Origin of the sequence: Bacillus cereus group sp. BfR-BA-01309, from assembly GCF_022664315.1 — a bacterium.
Taxonomy (GTDB): Bacteria; Bacillota; Bacilli; order Bacillales; family Bacillaceae_G; genus Bacillus_A; species Bacillus_A mobilis.
Map to the genome: position 1 here is coordinate 16,203 of NZ_JAKUHE010000007.1, position 17,027 is coordinate 33,229.

The window sequence follows — 17,027 nt, forward strand, 5'->3', positions numbered from 1 at the left end:
CATATTGAAAAAGCTAACGATTTTTACCCCTACATATAATCGAGCATATTGTCTTCAGGGGTGTTATGAAAGTTTGAAGCAGCAAACGTGTCAAGATTTTATATGGTTAATTATAGATGATGGGTCTGATGATTATACAAAGGAGTTAGTGCATTCTTGGATTTCTGAAGATTGCATAAGTATAAGGTATTATTGGCAAGTAAATCAAGGGATGCATGGTGCTCATAATACAGCTTACGAGATGATTGATACTGAACTTAATGTGTGCATTGATTCAGATGACTCAATGCCTAGTGATGCTGTAGAGAAAATCATTTCGTTTTGGGATGAAAATGGCAGTGATCAAGTAAGTGGAATCATTGCTCTTGATTTATATAAAGATGGGACAGTAATTGGTTCAAAGCTACCGTTAAATCTTAAACGTTCTACACTGTTTAATCTTTACAATAAACATGGTGTAACTGGAGATAAGAAATTAGTATATCGTACAGAACTAACTAGGAAGTATCCTTATCCAGTTTTTAAAAATGAAAAGTATGTAGGTTTGGCATATAAATACTATATGTTGGATCAGAAATATGAGATGTTACTCATAAACGAAGCACTTTGTTATGTTGAATATATGCCTGATGGTTCTTCGATGAATATGTTAAGTCAGTATCGTAAAAATCCAAAAGGTTTTGCTTTTTATCGTAAGGAACTGATGAAGCTACCATTTGCAAATAGGCTATTTAAATATAGACAAGCTGTACATTATGTCTCAAGTAGCTTTATAGGGAAAAATAAAAAATTTATAAAAGAGTCACCATGCAAAGTACTTACCCTTTGCGCAGTGCCATTTGGGATTATTCTATATAGTTACATTACATTGAAAACAAGAATAAAAGTAAATATATAGGAATTTATTTAGGATTGATAAGAGGGAAGAATAATGACTATAATTTGGATGAATTTCTTTATAGTGTTCATACTAGCGTTTTTCGCACGGTATTTTGCTATGCCAGTAACTTCAGAAATGTTGATGTTAAAACCGAATCGACTATTGATTTTAATGGCGACGACCTCTCTTGTACTAGTATCTGGTTTTAGAAATAATATTGGTGATACGTATTTTTATATGCATGCTTTTACTGTTACTGATTTTAATTGGGATTATATTCAAAGTAGTAAGGATGTTGGATTTAGCATTTTGCAAATGATTTTAAAAACATATACGAATGATCCGCAAGTCTTGATTTTTATAACAGCTCTAATAACAAATATATTAATAGTAGTAGTTCTATATAAATATTCAAGCATGATTGAGTTAAGTTTATATGTGTATATCGCATCCGGTATGTATTTAGTCTCAATGAATGGAGTAAGACAGTATTTAACCGCAGCGATTATTTTTACTGCAACAAAATATATTTTAGATGGAAATTGGAAAAGGTATTTTTTGATTGTACTATTTGCTTCTACTTTTCATCAAAGTGCCCTTGTATTAATTCCTATTTATTTTGTAATCCGAAGAAAAGCATGGTCGGCAATAACATTTATACTTCTCATTATTGCAGTACTTATAGTAATAGGGTTTAATCAGTTTGCAGAAATTTTCTTTGCAACTATAGGGGATACACAATATGGTCACTATAAGGATTTTCAAGAAGGAGGAGCTAATATTCTTCGGGTTGCTGTGGATGCAATACCGCTCATTCTCGCTTATGTTGGAAGACATAAATTAAGAGAGATCTTTCCGGAAAGTGATTACATCGTAAATATGGCATTGTTAGGTCTAGTATTTATGATTATTTCAACTCAAAATTGGATTTTTGCAAGATTCTCCATATATTTTGGGCTATATCACTTGATATTGATATCGTGGGTTATAAAGTTATTTATAGAAAAGGATCAAAAGTTAATTTACTATGCAGTAATATTATGTTATTTTGTTTACTTTGTATATGAACATATTATTACTTTAGGAATAGTTTATAAGAGTAGTTTCTGGGGATAAAATATATATTTGAAAATCGTTCTTAGATGGGAGTAATTTTCAATGTTTAAACAAGAACGACCAAAAAGAGTGTTACATATCGTTAGTGCGATGGACCGAGGTGGCGCTGAGGCATTATTAATGAATGTATATAGGAATATAGATCGAGAAATGGTGCAATTTGATTTTGTTTCCCATAAAAGTGAAGAAAGTGATTATGATAAGGAAATCATTGCGTTGGGTGGGAAAATACACCGAATATCTAGCTTAGGACAGTTAGGCCTTCTTTCATACATTAAAGAGCTTGTTAGGATAATGTCTAATAATCAATATGTGGCGGCCCATGCACATACTGATTATCAAGGGGGATTTGTGGCTATTGCTGCTAAAATAGCTGGTATAAAAATAAGGATTTGTCATTCACATAGTAATAATTGGCCGATGGGATCGGGGGTAAAAGGGAAAGTTTTATTGAGCTTTTTACGAACAATTATTACTTATGCTGGAACAAATTATTGTGCGTGTAGTGTGGAATCTGCACGTTTTTTATTTCAAAAAAACATTGATAATTCAAAAGTAAAGATAATGAAAAACGCAATAGATATTAATCAATTTGTTAATGCAAATATACAGGATGATAATACAGTAAGGAATGAATTCGATATACCAGTTGAAAAGAAAGTGATTGGTCATATTGGGCGTTTTTCTGAATCTAAAAATCATATATTTATATTGAAAGTTTTCAATAAGGTATTAAAATATGATTCTAATTTTATGCTTGTTTTAGTAGGAGATGGTCCGTTAAAGAATTCTATTGAGCTAGAAGCCAAAAGACTAGGTATCTATGAAAAAGTTAGATTTTTAGGAGTAAGAAAAGACATTCCAAGAATTATAAGGATGTTTGATATTTTTCTTTTCCCATCACTTTTTGAGGGATTTGGAATTGTTGCATTAGAAGCACAATGTGCAGGTGTTCCGTGTGTAGTGGCAAATACAATAACTAAAAATGTTGATATGGGATTAGGGATAATATCATTTGTTAGCTTAGATGAAAATCTTAAAATATGGTCTGCAGAAATTCAAAGGGTTTTGAAAAAAGAAAAATTAAATACAGAAATAATAGCTGATAGGATCTCGAAGCTCGGTTTTGATATAAAGAGTAATATTCCAGAGTGGTTATTATTATATGGATTAGAGTATAGGGAATCATAGTTAAATGTAATTACTTTCATAAGAATAAAACTAGTAAAATAAATCGGATGAGGGAGTAAGAAATGAAAAAGAAAAAAATTCTCATTACATCATTTGATATGGCAATTGGAGGAGTAGAAAGAAGTTTAATTGGTTTATTGAATACAATCGACTATAGCAAATATGATGTAGATTTAATGTTATTTAAACATGAGGGAGAGTTTCTTTTTTTATTACCTAAACTGCCTAATTTGTTAAAGGAAGTAAAACAATATACTACTTTTAGAAAATCAATTAAACAAATATTGCAAGAAGGGCAAATTACAATAGGAATGACAAGGACTTTGGGGAAAATTTTGGGAGATGTGCATGGGAGATATGTGAAAAGTGCAGAGGTGGGATATTTCGTTATTCAGTATGGATGGAGAATAACTTTACCATTTATACCGAAACTGGAAGAGGAGTATGATGTAGCAATTAGTTTTTTATGGCCCCATTATTTTGTTGGAGATAAAGTTCGAGCGAAACGAAAGATTGGTTGGATTCATACAGATTATTCAAATATAAATCTTAATGCAAACATGGAGTATAAAATGTGGAGCAAAATGGATAACATCGTAGCAGTTTCAGAAGGATGTCGAGATTCATTTCTTAGTATTTTACCAAATGTAAATAAGGATGTTGAAATTATAGAAAATATATTATCTCCTGAGTTCGTACGTGAGCAAGCACACAGGGAAGATGTTATGAAAGAACTACAGATGAAACCAGGAAAAATAAAACTTGTTACTGTAGGGCGGTTATCATATGCAAAAGGAATAGACGTTGCTATGCATGCCTTAAGAAAGTTATTAGATGAGGGATATGATATGGAATGGTATGTAGTTGGGTATGGAGCATTAGAATCTGAACTTAGAAAGTTATTAGCTGAACTTAACCTAGGGAAACATTTTTTTTTATTAGGTAAAAAAACAAATCCCTATCCGTATATAAAAGCATGTGATATATATGTGCAGCCATCAAGGTATGAGGGGAAAGCTGTAACGGTTCGTGAAGCACAAATCATCGGTAAGCCAGTACTTATTACTAATTTTTCAACTGCTAAAAGTCAGGTGCAGGATGGAATTGATGGATTAATAACTGAGATGGGAATAAACGGGATAGCTAATGGAATAAAGAGACTTATTGAAGATAAAGAATTAAGGGAAGTACTGGTAGAAAATACTCTTAAAGGTGAATATGGAAATCGTAATGAAATCAATAAATTATATGCATTATTTTCGTAAAGGGAGAATACGTAAATGATTTTTAATATTTTGAGCTCAATAAAAACACTTTAGGGTAGTGATAGTTATGAAGAAAAAAATTTTATTCGTTATAGATTCGCTACAAAGTGGAGGAGCTGAAAAAAGTTTAGTTTCTTTACTTTCTTTATTTGATTATACGAAATATGAAGTTGATTTGTTAATGTTCTCTGCTAGTGGATTGTATTTACCATTACTTCCAAAACAGGTAAACGTTTTAGAAGTACCTACAATTATTAAAAGGCAGGCTGAAAAATTTAATTATTTAATCAAACATAAATACTTTAAAGAGTTATTTCTTAGAGTAGGGGCTTCTATATCTCTTAGAAATCCATACATAAATAAAAAATCACATGCAGCTCAAGTAGTTTGGAGATGGGTATCTAAAGGGATGGATAGTTTAAAGGGGACATATGATGTTGCCATAGCTTATAGTCAAGGAATGCCAACATATTTTGTGGCAAATAAGGTTTACGCGTGCAAAAAAATAGCTTGGGTAAATACGGATTATAGGTTAGCCGCATATAATAAAGATTTTGACTTGAACTATTATGAGGAATTTAATGAAATAGTAGCTGTTTCCGATGTTTGTAAGGAAGTATTGATTCAAGAAATTCCTAAAATAGAGTCGAAAATTCAAGTTGTCTATGATATTATATCGCCGACGTTAATTAAATCGATGGCAAATGAGAGCGAAGGATTTAGTGATCAGTTTGATGGATTACGAATATTAACGATTGGTAGGTTAGTGTATGAAAAAGGATATGAATTGGCCATAGAAGCTTGTTATAAATTGAAGCACAAAGGCTATAAATTTAAGTGGTATGTAATTGGCGAAGGAAATCTTCAAAGTGAACTGGAGGATAGGATAAGTAAATATAATTTACATGATACTTTTATATTATTAGGTACATACAAGAATCCCTATCCCTTTATAAAACACAGTGATATATATGTGCAACCCTCTAGATATGAAGGGTATGGCCTGGCAATAGCAGAGGCTAGAATATTTCAAAAGCCTATAATAGTAACCGATTTTGTTACAGCTCATAATCAAATCAAACATAGAGAAAATGGTTTAATAGTGAAGATGGATTCGGAAGCAATATATGAAGGGGTGAAAGAAATTATAGAAAACGGTTTGCTAAAAAAACGGTTATTTGAAAATTTAAAGAAAGAAAAGGTTGGAACGGAAGAGGAAATCGAGAAGATATATGCTTCTTTCAATTAAAGGATTTTATAAAGAGAAAGAATGGGGGAACTATGAAAAAGAAAATACTCTTTATGGCTATAAATATGAATATAGGTGGTACAGAGAAGGCCCTTTTAAATATGGTAGCAGAAATCCCAAAAGACAAATATGAAGTGACAATTTTAATGTTAGAGAAAAAAGGAGATTTTTTAAATTTTATTCCAAAGGAGGTTCGTATTGAGTATGTAAAGGATTACGAGGAAATGCAATATATATTGAATAAACCAACACGATTAGTTATAGCGGATTTTATAAAACAAAGAAAAATTGTAAAAGCGCTGCAATTGGCAGTATTGTACGTAATCTCTAAGATTATGAAAGAACGGAGTGTTATTTTTAAATATTGTTTACAGAATTATGAAGGTGCTTATAAAAATTATGATATTGCAATCGCGTATGCTGGACCAATGGATTTTATTAGTTACTTTGTGGCAAATAAAGTAGAGGCGAGACGAAAGATTCAATGGATCCATTTCGATGTTGAAAAGATATATTTTAATAAGCATTTTGTTAATAAAGTATATAAAAAATTTCAACATGTTTTTGTAGTTTCAGATTTAGGAAAGATGAAACTTACTCAAACTGTTCCGGAATTGATAAATAAGACAGAAACTTTTTTAAATATTATTTCACCTGAAATGATATGTAAGATGGCAAATGAAGGAATTGGGTTTGTGGATGATTTTGAGGGCGTAAGAATCCTTACTGTTGGTAGATTGAGTATAGAAAAGGGGCAGGATTTAACAATATCTGTGTTAGCTAAGCTTAAAGAAGCTGGCTTCAATGTTAGATGGTATTGCATAGGAGATGGAAAGGAAAGAGGAATGTATGAAAAGCTTGTGAAAGATTATGATGTCCAGGGTGATTATATATTTTTAGGAGCAGTTTCGAATCCCTATCCATTTATGAAACAATGTGATTTATATGTACAACCTTCTCGATATGAGGGATACTGCATAACACTTGCAGAAGCTAGATGTTTTAATAACCCAATTATTAGTACCGATTTTACAGGAGCAAGTGAACAGATAATCCATAACCACAATGGATTAATAGTTCAATTTGATGAGCAGCAAATGTATGATTCTGTTATACAAATATTAAGTGATAAATCGCTGGAAGGACGGTTGAGAAAAAATATAGAAAAGGAAGTGGTAGATACGAGAGAAGAGTTAAAAAAGTTATATAAAATAGCAAATTCTAATGTGTAACTTGTTTTAGTAGGTATTATTATCGTATTACAGAAATATGGACGGTTCATTATTATAAATTATGTTTGTTGTGAAAACATCTTTGAGAGGATGTTTTTTTATTTTGTTATAAAACTTTTAGGTGGTAGAAGGAGATAGTTATGAAGAGAGTGCTATTTATGGTAAGTAGTATGAATATAGGTGGTGTAGAAAAATCACTTCTTTCTTTGTTATCTGTAATACCAAAAGAAAAGTATGATGTCACAGTATTGATGTTGGAGAAGCGAGGAGGATTTTTAAAACAATTACCAAGTTGGATAAATATAGAAGAAGTTACTTGGTTTGAAAATATAAAACCTAAAATTATGCAACCACCAAAGAAAACGATTAAAGAATACTTTGAAAACACAAGATATATTAAGGGTTTAAATTTTTTATTCACTTATGTGATATCAAAAAATTTAAAGGATAGATATGTTTTCTATAAAGAGATTTTTAAAGATATTCCGCATAATAAGAATAAATATGATATTGCAATTGCATATCAAGGTCCTACTGACATAATTGATTATTATATAGTTAATAGAGTGACTTCAGAAAAGAAAATTTCTTGGATTCATTTTGATGTTTTTCAACATCCAGTTAATACAAAATTATATGAGAAATTATATAATCAGCTGGATAATATATATGTAGTTTCTAAAGAAGCACAAAAACATTTAATAGAGAAGTTTCCTAAAGTAAAAAGTAAGACAAGTGTTTTTTTAAATATTGTACTTCCAGATGTAATAAATGAAATGGCGAAAGAAAAAGTAGAATTTGATAATAAATATAAAGGTATGAAGATAGTAACAGTAGGTAGACTTTCAAAAGAAAAAGGTCAAGACCTTGCAATTAAAGTTTTATCAATGCTACGTAAGGAGGGATACGAAGTACGATGGTACTGTATCGGAGAAGGAGAGAATAGAGAGTATTATGAGACACTAATATGTAAGTATAATTTGAAACAGGATTTTCTATTATTAGGATCAGCAATAAATCCGTATCCATATGTAAATCAATCAGATATATATGTTCAAACTTCTAGGCATGAAGGGTATTGCCTCACGTTAGCTGAGGCAAAATGTTTAAAAAAACCTATTGTAACGACTAATTTTACAGGCGCAAATGAGCAAATAATAGATGGATATAATGGTTTTGTTGCTGAATGTAATGAGGAAAGCCTATATTACAAGATTAAATATCTTTTGGATCAACAAAGAGTGCGTGAAGAGGTAACGTCTAATTTGTTAGACGAGGAATTTAACAATTTAGAAAAGGTAAATCGTTTTCTAAGTTAATTGCAAATGAAAGGGTGCAATTATGAATCCTAAAATTAGTATTATTGTTCCCGTTTATAAAGTTGAGCAATATATTCATAAATGTATTGATTCTATATTAAAGCAAACGTTTAAAGAGTTTGAGTTGATACTTGTTGATGATGGATCTCCTGATAGTTGTGGTGAGATTTGTGAAGGGTATGCGACTCAAGATAGCCGAATTAAAGTAATCCATAAGGAGAATGGTGGATTATCTTCTGCAAGAAATGCTGGATTAGAAATAGCACAGGGAGATTATATAGGATTTGTTGATAGTGATGATTGGATAGAAGTGGATATGTATGAATTGTTATATGGTATGTGTGTAGAACAGGATTGTGATATAGCTATTTGTAGTAGTGAAATTCATTACAAGGATAAAACAGTAATTTCAAGCAATCATCCGTTTGTTATTCATGATAGATATAGCGCGATGAAAGCGATGCTAGAAGGGGATTTGTATGATGAAGTTGTTTGGACTAAACTTTTCAAAAGACAATTATTAGAGGGTATTAAATTTCCAGTAGGTATGTCATATGAAGATACAGCGTTTACGTATAAAGTTATTCATAAGTGTAAAAAAGTATGTTTCATAGGAGAACCTAAATATCATTATATAAAGCGTGATAATAGTATGATGGACCAGGCTGTAAAAGAAATTAAAATTGATTCAGTCTTAATCTATGATGAAATGTGTAAATTTATGGGGCGATATTATAAGGAGTTATATAACTTAGTTGTATTAAAACTAGGAAATTGTTCGATGGTAGTTTTAAATTTAATATCAGTGAGTGGAAAACTTAATGAGCATAAGAGTAAATATTATAAGGTTATTGGTATATTGAATCGTTATTTTTATAAAACAATGCGTTTAAAAGAGTATGGGAAAAGTGTAAAGTTTTTATTATTGGCGACCAAGTTACATCCATTATTGTATAAATTTTTAATTAATAATTTTGCAAAAAGGTGATAGGTATGAAGAAGTTTTTGTTGAAATTATACTATTTATATATTGGAATAAAGAATAAAGTGACTATTCAATATAATAGGGTGATTACTATGAAAAGGAATCCTCCAATAGTGAAAAGTGTTGATGAAACACTTGACTATATTATAAATAATAATTGTTCAGTAAGTAGATTTGGTGATGGTGAATTTGCTCTTATAAATGGAGAAAATTTAATTTTTCAGCCGTATTCAAAAGAATTAAAGGATAGACTGGATGAAGTTCTTAAAAGTAATAAGATGGGACATTTAGTTTGTATTCCGAATGTTTTTGAAGATTTAAATTGGTGCACGGACAAATCAAGAGAGTATTGGGAAAAATATTTAGAGTTAAATCGTAGCAGAATTTACAAGAGTATACGTATGAATAAAGAATATTGCGATGCATTAGTTACAAGGTTATATATAGATCATCAAGATAAAAGTATGGTTGGAATTCGTTTTGATAAAATGAAAGATATTTGGAATGGTAGAGAAATAATCATTATTGAAGGGACTCAAAGTAGACTAGGGGTAGGAAACGATCTTTTTAAAAATGCTAAAACAATTGATAGAATAATATGCCCATCAAAAAATGCTTTTGCGAAGTATAGGGAAATATTAGAGCTAGCAAAGAGTCAACAAAAATCGAAATTAATATTAATTGCACTAGGCCCAACAGCTACGGTATTAGCGTATGATTTATCTTCTGTTGGATATCAAACGTTAGATATTGGTCATATTGATATAGAGTATGAATGGTTTTTGAAGAAAGCGACAGAAAAACAACCTATAAAAAATAAGTATATTGGTGAAGTAGATGATGGAACTAATGTGAATGCAATTAGTGACTTGAATTACGAGAAGGAAATTATCGCCAGGATAATGTGACTTTATTGTTATGAGGATTCTTTCTACATAGAGATGATCTAGTTAATGAAGGGGATTAATCATGCGAACAATGTATTCAATTAAAAACATAGCAATAAGTATATTTTCTCAAATAGTTATTGTTATTCTAGGCTTTATATCTAGGAAAGTTTTTTTGGATAGTTTAGGAATAGAGTATTTAGGGATAGATGGCTTGTTAATTAATGTATTATCCATGTTAGCGTTAATTGAAGCCGGCATAGGAGCGAGTATAGTATACAATTTGTATAAACCATTGGCAGAAAATAATCAGTATAAAATTATAGCCCTTGTTCAATTATATAAAAAAATTTATCAGATTTTAGCAATAATTATTTTAGTAATAAGTGCTATGATATATCCCTTTTTAAGTTATTTAATGAAAGATGGGGAGTCTATATCAAATATTGCGATAATCTATTCTATATTCGTGGTGAAAAATGTAGTTACCTATTTAAATGCTCATAAGAGGTCTTTAATACAAGCTGATCAAAGAGGATACATATTGGCTAGGGTGGATCTCTTATTCCAAGTGGTAACTACAATATTTAAAATATTTATACTAATGTACACGAAAAATTATATATTGTATTTAGTTATAGAGTTGAGTATATATGTAATTCAAAATGTCGTAAACGGTAGGATTGTGAATAAGAACTATTCTTATATAAAGACAAAAAAGAAGTATTCTATAGATAATGATACGAAAGAAAAATTAATTATAAATGTAAAGGCGATGTTTTTGCATAATATTGGAGGATATATTGTATTTGGAACGGATAATATACTGATTTCATCTTTTGTAGGTCTTGCTACAGTCGGGATATATTCGAACTATACAATGATAATAAATCAATTAGCAGCTGTAGTAAATCCTATATTAAATGGTATTGAAGCAAGTGTAGGAAATCTAATCGCAACTGAAAATAATGACAAAAATTATGCAATATTTAAAGTGACATATTTAGTGAATTTTTGGATCTTTTCTTTTTGTACTATATTTTTATTTAATCTGTTAGAGCCATTTATAGGGTGGTGGCTTGATAAGAAGTATTTATTAAATAACATGGTTTTTGTAGTGATACTCATAAACTTTTATTTAACAGGGATGCGAACCGCGATAGCTATTTTTAAAAATAAAGCGGGATTATTTGTACAAGATAAGTATATTCCATTAGTTGAAGCGATAATCAATTTAAGTTTATCCATTCTATTAGCTAAAATGTTTGGATTGGTAGGTATATTCATAGGAACGGCGATTAGTACAATTGCTACTGTACTTTGGATTCAGCCTTATATTGTATATAAAAATCTTTTTAAGAAATCAGTTTGGAAGTATTTCACAACATACGTATTTTATATATTTTTAACTATCGTGACAGGTTTCATTACTACAAGTATATGTAATTATTTCATAGAAGATAGTACCTTTATTTCGTTAGTCGGAAAAGGTATGATTTGCTTATTAGTACCAAATGTAATATACATTTTAATTTTTTATAAAAGCACAGAATTTCAATATATAAGGAATATTTTTAGTATGATGTTTTTTCAAATTACAAAAAAACAAAACATTGGTTAGGTATAAAAAAGTATAATATTGTTGAAGCCTGTTAGTATGAAATGAAACCTGATTTTAATTAGAAAACATGAATCATTAGCCCTAACATAGTATTTATTTGATGCATAGTATTCTATTAAAGGGATACGTATGTAAGCAGAATATAAAATATTTATCCCAATCTACTGATATAAGTTTGAATTTTCTGGTGAAATTCAGCTTGCATCTTAGTTGGAGGTTATATATAAATCATGGCAAAATTTCAGGTGACATGTGTTTTAAAAAGTAATCTTCCTGTGTTAAGTGAGGGAGAATTTTGTTTTTGTATAGATACTAGTGAGTTATTTATTGGGACGAAAAAAGGGAATGTAAAAGTATCAACAGAGAATACATTTGAGAGGTTAGTAAGTAAACTTAAAAGCAATACATTTGGAAGTTTTAAGTCTAGAAAATCACTGATTGGAGAAACAGAATCTGCTAATGCGGTTTCAGGCACATATTTTCTTGAGTTAGAGAGATGGAATGTTAAAAATGATGGAACGGACGCTGATAATACTTCTAAAGGGATTAATAACGCATTATTATGGGCATCTCAACAAGGATTTATAGAAGTTGTTTTACCCCCGGGGACATATTTAATTGATGAAAATACACCAATTGAACCACAAAGCTTTATGACTTTAAATTTAGGTGGATCAACTTTAAAAATAAGAAGTAATGGATTAGTTAAATATGCAATCGTACGATATCAAAGAAATCAAAAATTTTCTCGAGTTACAAATGGAAGGATTGAAGGGGATAAAGATACACACGATTATACAACGATTCCTCATACCCATGAATGGGGGTATGGAATTGAAGTTGGAAATACGACTCCTGCTGAGGGGAGTAATATGAATTATATTTCAATAGATAATATGGAAATTTTAAATTGTACTGGCGATGGTATAGCAATGGAAAGTACATGGGGACAAATTGGAGAATATGATTTTGCTGGTACATTTGAAGTGGGCGGGATTAGTGATGTCAATGGTGCCCTAATAGTAGATGATAATAAAATTAGGTCGAATTTAAAAATAGATTTACATCATAGTAGCATTATAAAATGGGGATATTTCGGTTTGTATGGAGATGGCTATGGTGGAATTGGTTCAGAAATATACACAGAATTATATGATGTGTTATTTTATAGGGCTGATAATACTTTTGTAACGGCTGCTAAGAGAGTAATGTTTTTTGAAGAAGTGAGTGTTCCAAAAGAAGCGGATTATGCGAGAATCGTTCTTCATCAAGGTACAGTACCTACAGAAAACGGTTGTAAAATAACTGTTAGAATTCCGGAATTCTCCAAAAATGTATTTATTGAGAAATGTAAAATACATGATTGTAGAAGGCTTGGGGTAAGCGTATCTGGAGCGAAACAAATTTATATTAGAGATTGTGAAATTTACAAAATGAAAGGTATAGCACCTCAAGGAGCAATAGATATTGAAGATGGATATCGATTAAATCAATATATAAATATTGAGCGTAATAATATATATGATAATCAGGGATATAACGTTGTTGTAGTCGGTGGTAGATATATTAATATCATTCAAAATAAATTAGTTAATAATTCTTTAGTAGTAGGCGAAAATGTAGAGAAAGTGATTATAAGCAATAATCACTTAAGGGAAGTAAGTTGTGTTTTAAGTGGAGAAGTAACTTTTACGAATAATCAAATGTATGCTACTCGAGTCACGATAGATCAAGGAGATAAAGAAGCGCTTATTGGTAACTGTACTTTCCATAATAGCGCATTGTTAATGGGGAGAGATACAGCATATTGTATTCAAGTCAACCAATGTGAATTTTTTAGTGATCGAGATTTATTTCATTCTTTTTCACAGTTGGGTTCAATAATTGGTTTCTCAGCAGAACCGCAAACTATATCAGATTGTGTTATTAAAGGAGGCGCTGTAGAGGGCACAAGTTTGACAGGTGTATCACCTGGTATGAAAAATGGATGGAGATTAAATAATATTTCTTTTATAGATACGAAACATCCGCAAGGAATCATTACGAATTTACCACCAGGAGTATATACGGGATGTAAATTTGAGAACAGCGGTACAATATCATTTGTTACAAAAACTCCGCAAGCAGAATATGAATTTAATGGATGTTCATTTAGTTGGGATGCTTATAATCTTTTTACTGTTGAGTCTTCTCAAAGGATAGCGATGCTAAAAGTGAAAAATAGTAATTTTAGAGGGGGAAGATGGGGCTCGGCATTTTTTTTATGGGACATTGGGGGAAGAATAGAATTTAATAATAATGCATTTGAATACCTTAATTCGGAATCGACAGACAGTATAATTAATTTTTGGAATGAAACATTTACGAGTGAGTTTATGTTAATAGAAAATAATATATTTAGGTCAAATAAAAACATGATAGGCTTGAATGCAAATCAGATTTCATCCTCAATCACTTTGATTTTTAAAGATAATATTGTGGACACAGTAGTTATAAAGTTAAGGGATGAACATATAAAAAAGGATAATTATATTAATGGCGTCTTTGATCCGTACGTGTAAAGTTACAGGGATTAATAGAGTAACCGATCCTTTGCAAATAAGTAGAGATACCGCATAGGAATCAAGCTCTGTTTAAACTATTTGATGAGATAAAATTAATGAAAGATGACGTAATTAAACAAAACAAGGGGCAACTAACTGTAGTTGCCCCTTGTTTTGTTTAATTGCATATAAATTTCTAAATGGTCCTTCGTGTTAGGAGTATTAAACGTAAATAAGTAAGGAGGATAGTACATGAAAAGGATTTTTGATGTATGTATTTCTTTATTGTTATTATTTGTATGTTTGCTTCCTATTCTTGTTGTAGCAATTTTAGTTAGGATGAAATTAGGATCACCTGTACTGTTTAAGCAACAGCGTCCAGGACTGCATGGAAAACCGTTTAATGTTTATAAGTTTAGAACTATGCTAGATAAGAAGGGTAGTGATGGGGAATTACTTCCAGATAAAAATAGACTGACTACTTTTGGGGCAATTCTTAGAAAATATAGTTTAGATGAGTTACCCCAACTGATAAATGTTCTATGGGGTGATTTAAGTTTAGTAGGTCCAAGGCCATTATTGATGGAATACTTACCCCTATATTCTAGTAAACAGGCTAAAAGACATAATGTAAAACCAGGGATTACAGGATGGGCACAAATAAATGGTAGGAATTTAATTACCTGGGAAGAAAAATTTGAATTGGATGTATGGTATGTGGAGAATCACTCTTTTTTACTAGACTTGAAAATAATTGTACTTACAATATTAAAAGTATTTAAAACAGAGGGAATAAATCATGTAGGGCATGTAACAATGGAGCGATTTAATGGAGGAGAAATAAAAATAAAGGGGGAGGGGAAATGAAACTTATAATAATAGGATGTGGTGGGCATAGCAAGGTTGTGAGGGATATAGTCTTATCAAATGAAGGATATGAAATAGTCGGTTATTTAGATGATTTGTATACAGGTATAAATATTGTAGATAATCTTTATTTTGGAGCAATTGCAGATGCAAGGGAAATTATCAATAATTTTAATGATGTAAAGCTCGTTATTGCTATAGGAAATAATGAAATAAGAAGGGAAATTGCGGGAATATTAAATCAACAAAGTAGCATATATGCTACTTTAATTCATAAAACAGCCATTATAAGTTCAAATGCTTATATAGGAAATGGAACGGTAATTATGCCAAATGTGGTTGTTAATGCGGATACTTCCATCGGTAACCATACTATAATAAATACGGGCTCAATAATAGAACATGATAATATAATTGATGATTTTGTTCATATTTCACCACATGCTACACTTACAGGTTCTGTCACTATAGCAGAGGGGGCACATATAGGAGCATCAGCTACTATAATTCCAGGTGTTCAAATTGGTAAGTGGTCTATTGTTGGAGCGGGGTCTGTTGTCATAAATGATTTTCCATCTAATTGTACTGCTGCTGGTATTCCAGCCAAAGTTATTAATATAGTAAATTGAGAGGAGATGAAGAATGATGATAAAAAGTAAGGAGAAAATCTATCTTTCCTCTCCGCACATGAGTGGAAATGAACAGAAATATATAAAAGATGCTTTTGATTCAAATTGGATTGCACCTCTTGGTCCAAATGTAGATGCATTTGAAAGAGAGCTTGCTTCTTTTGTAGGAGTTAAAGGTGGGGCTGCAGTTAGTTCGGGGACTGCTGCCATTCATTTAGCTTTGCAATTATTAGACGTTCAAAAGGGAGATACAGTATTTTGTTCAAGTTTCACTTTTGTAGCGAGTGCGAATCCGATTGTTTATTTGGGAGCGGAACCGGTATTTATTGACTCAGAACCGGAAACATGGAATATGTCACCACAAGCTCTAGCTCTTGCGTTGCATACTGCTTATAAAGCAGGGAAATTACCTAAGGCTGTCATTCTTGTTCATTTATATGGCCAGAGTGCGAAATTAGATGAAATTCTTTTGCTTTGTAATCATTATGGTGTTCCCATAATTGAGGATGCAGCAGAATCCCTAGGTTCTACATATAAAGGAAAAGCAAGTGGTACATTCGGAAGATTTGGTATTTATTCATTTAATGGAAATAAAATTATTACAACTTCGGGCGGTGGAATGCTAGTTTCTGATGATGTGGAAGCGTTAGAAAAGGCGAGATTTTTAGCGACTCAAGCAAAGGATCCAGCACCACATTATGAGCATAGTAAGGTAGGGTATAATTATCGAATGAGTAATGTATTGGCTGGTATTGGAAGAGGACAATTAGAAGTGTTAGAAGAAAGGGTGAGAGCTAGAAGATCTGTATATAAACGGTATTACGAAGAGTTATCTCTCATACCAGGATTTTATTTTATGCCTGAATTAGAAAATACTCGCTCGAATCGTTGGCTTACTACATTGACGATTGATGAAAAGGAATCTGGGATCTCTGTTGGGAACTTATTGAGGGATTTAGAGGAAGCAAATATTGAAGCGCGTCCTATGTGGAAGCCATTGCATATACAATCGCTCTTTAAAAAGAAGAAGTATTATCCGCATAGCAAAAATGAAGATGTGTCGCAGTATCTGTTTCAAAGTGGAATTTGTTTACCTTCAGGATCTAATATGTTAACCGAAGATCAACAACGGGTGATTCAGTGTATTTTAAATGTAGTGTTAAAGAAAAGCTAATAAAACAACAAATAAGAATGAAATTAGGCATTTATATGCATTGTCATTTGTTCTTTATAATGAAAATAA

At 31.2% G+C, this 17,027-nt stretch carries 14 protein-coding genes; all 14 read left to right on the forward strand.

Annotated features, from left to right (window positions below; all coding sequences use genetic code 11):
- The first annotated feature begins 4 nt into the window (after nt 1-4).
- The gene (locus MR115_RS14575) at nt 5-898 is read left to right on the forward strand and encodes a glycosyltransferase family 2 protein (protein ID WP_242241770.1); all 894 of its coding nucleotides are present in this window, start codon (nt 5-7) and stop codon (nt 896-898) included.
- Nucleotides 899-931: 33 nt separating this feature from the next.
- Nucleotides 932-1,996 (forward strand): EpsG family protein, encoded by a 1,065-nt coding sequence (locus tag MR115_RS14580; RefSeq protein ID WP_242241771.1) that lies wholly within the window; start codon nt 932-934, stop codon nt 1,994-1,996.
- A gap of 42 nt (nt 1,997-2,038) precedes the next feature.
- A complete protein-coding gene (locus MR115_RS14585; protein ID WP_242241772.1) occupies nt 2,039-3,187 on the forward strand; it encodes a glycosyltransferase family 1 protein in 1,149 nt (382 codons plus the stop codon).
- A 62-nt stretch (nt 3,188-3,249) separates the two neighbouring features.
- On the forward strand, nt 3,250-4,452 hold the full coding sequence (locus MR115_RS14590) for a glycosyltransferase (RefSeq protein WP_242241773.1): 1,203 nt from the start codon (nt 3,250-3,252) through the stop codon (nt 4,450-4,452).
- Between the two features lie 67 nt (nt 4,453-4,519).
- Nucleotides 4,520-5,701 carry a glycosyltransferase gene (locus tag MR115_RS14595; RefSeq protein WP_242241774.1) on the forward strand — a complete coding sequence of 394 codons (1,182 nt, stop codon included), beginning with the start codon at nt 4,520-4,522 and terminating at the stop codon, nt 5,699-5,701.
- 32 nt (nt 5,702-5,733) lie between these two features.
- Nucleotides 5,734-6,933: a glycosyltransferase gene (locus tag MR115_RS14600; RefSeq protein WP_242241775.1), complete on the forward strand. Its 1,200-nt coding sequence runs from the start codon at nt 5,734-5,736 to the stop codon at nt 6,931-6,933.
- 140 nt (nt 6,934-7,073) lie between these two features.
- Nucleotides 7,074-8,252 carry a glycosyltransferase gene (locus tag MR115_RS14605; protein ID WP_242241776.1) on the forward strand — a complete coding sequence of 393 codons (1,179 nt, stop codon included), beginning with the start codon at nt 7,074-7,076 and terminating at the stop codon, nt 8,250-8,252.
- A gap of 22 nt (nt 8,253-8,274) precedes the next feature.
- Nucleotides 8,275-9,240 (forward strand): glycosyltransferase family 2 protein, encoded by a 966-nt coding sequence (locus MR115_RS14610; RefSeq protein WP_242241777.1) that lies wholly within the window; start codon nt 8,275-8,277, stop codon nt 9,238-9,240.
- A gap of 89 nt (nt 9,241-9,329) precedes the next feature.
- Nucleotides 9,330-10,145 (forward strand): SP_1767 family glycosyltransferase, encoded by an 816-nt coding sequence (locus MR115_RS14615; protein WP_242241778.1) that lies wholly within the window; start codon nt 9,330-9,332, stop codon nt 10,143-10,145.
- Between the two features lie 61 nt (nt 10,146-10,206).
- Nucleotides 10,207-11,745: a lipopolysaccharide biosynthesis protein gene (locus MR115_RS14620; RefSeq protein WP_242241779.1), complete on the forward strand. Its 1,539-nt coding sequence runs from the start codon at nt 10,207-10,209 to the stop codon at nt 11,743-11,745.
- A gap of 230 nt (nt 11,746-11,975) precedes the next feature.
- The gene (locus tag MR115_RS14625) at nt 11,976-14,306 is read left to right on the forward strand and encodes a right-handed parallel beta-helix repeat-containing protein (protein ID WP_242241780.1); all 2,331 of its coding nucleotides are present in this window, start codon (nt 11,976-11,978) and stop codon (nt 14,304-14,306) included.
- A 234-nt stretch (nt 14,307-14,540) separates the two neighbouring features.
- The gene (locus MR115_RS14630; protein ID WP_242241781.1) at nt 14,541-15,155 is read left to right on the forward strand and encodes a sugar transferase; all 615 of its coding nucleotides are present in this window, start codon (nt 14,541-14,543) and stop codon (nt 15,153-15,155) included.
- Entirely contained in the window at nt 15,152-15,784 is a 633-nt protein-coding gene (locus MR115_RS14635; RefSeq protein WP_242241782.1) for an acetyltransferase, read from the forward strand. The genes MR115_RS14630 and MR115_RS14635 overlap by 4 nt, the downstream gene beginning before the upstream one ends.
- Nucleotides 15,785-15,800: 16 nt before the next feature.
- The gene (locus MR115_RS14640; protein ID WP_242241950.1) at nt 15,801-16,958 is read left to right on the forward strand and encodes an aminotransferase class I/II-fold pyridoxal phosphate-dependent enzyme; all 1,158 of its coding nucleotides are present in this window, start codon (nt 15,801-15,803) and stop codon (nt 16,956-16,958) included.
- Nucleotides 16,959-17,027: the final 69 nt, after the last annotated feature.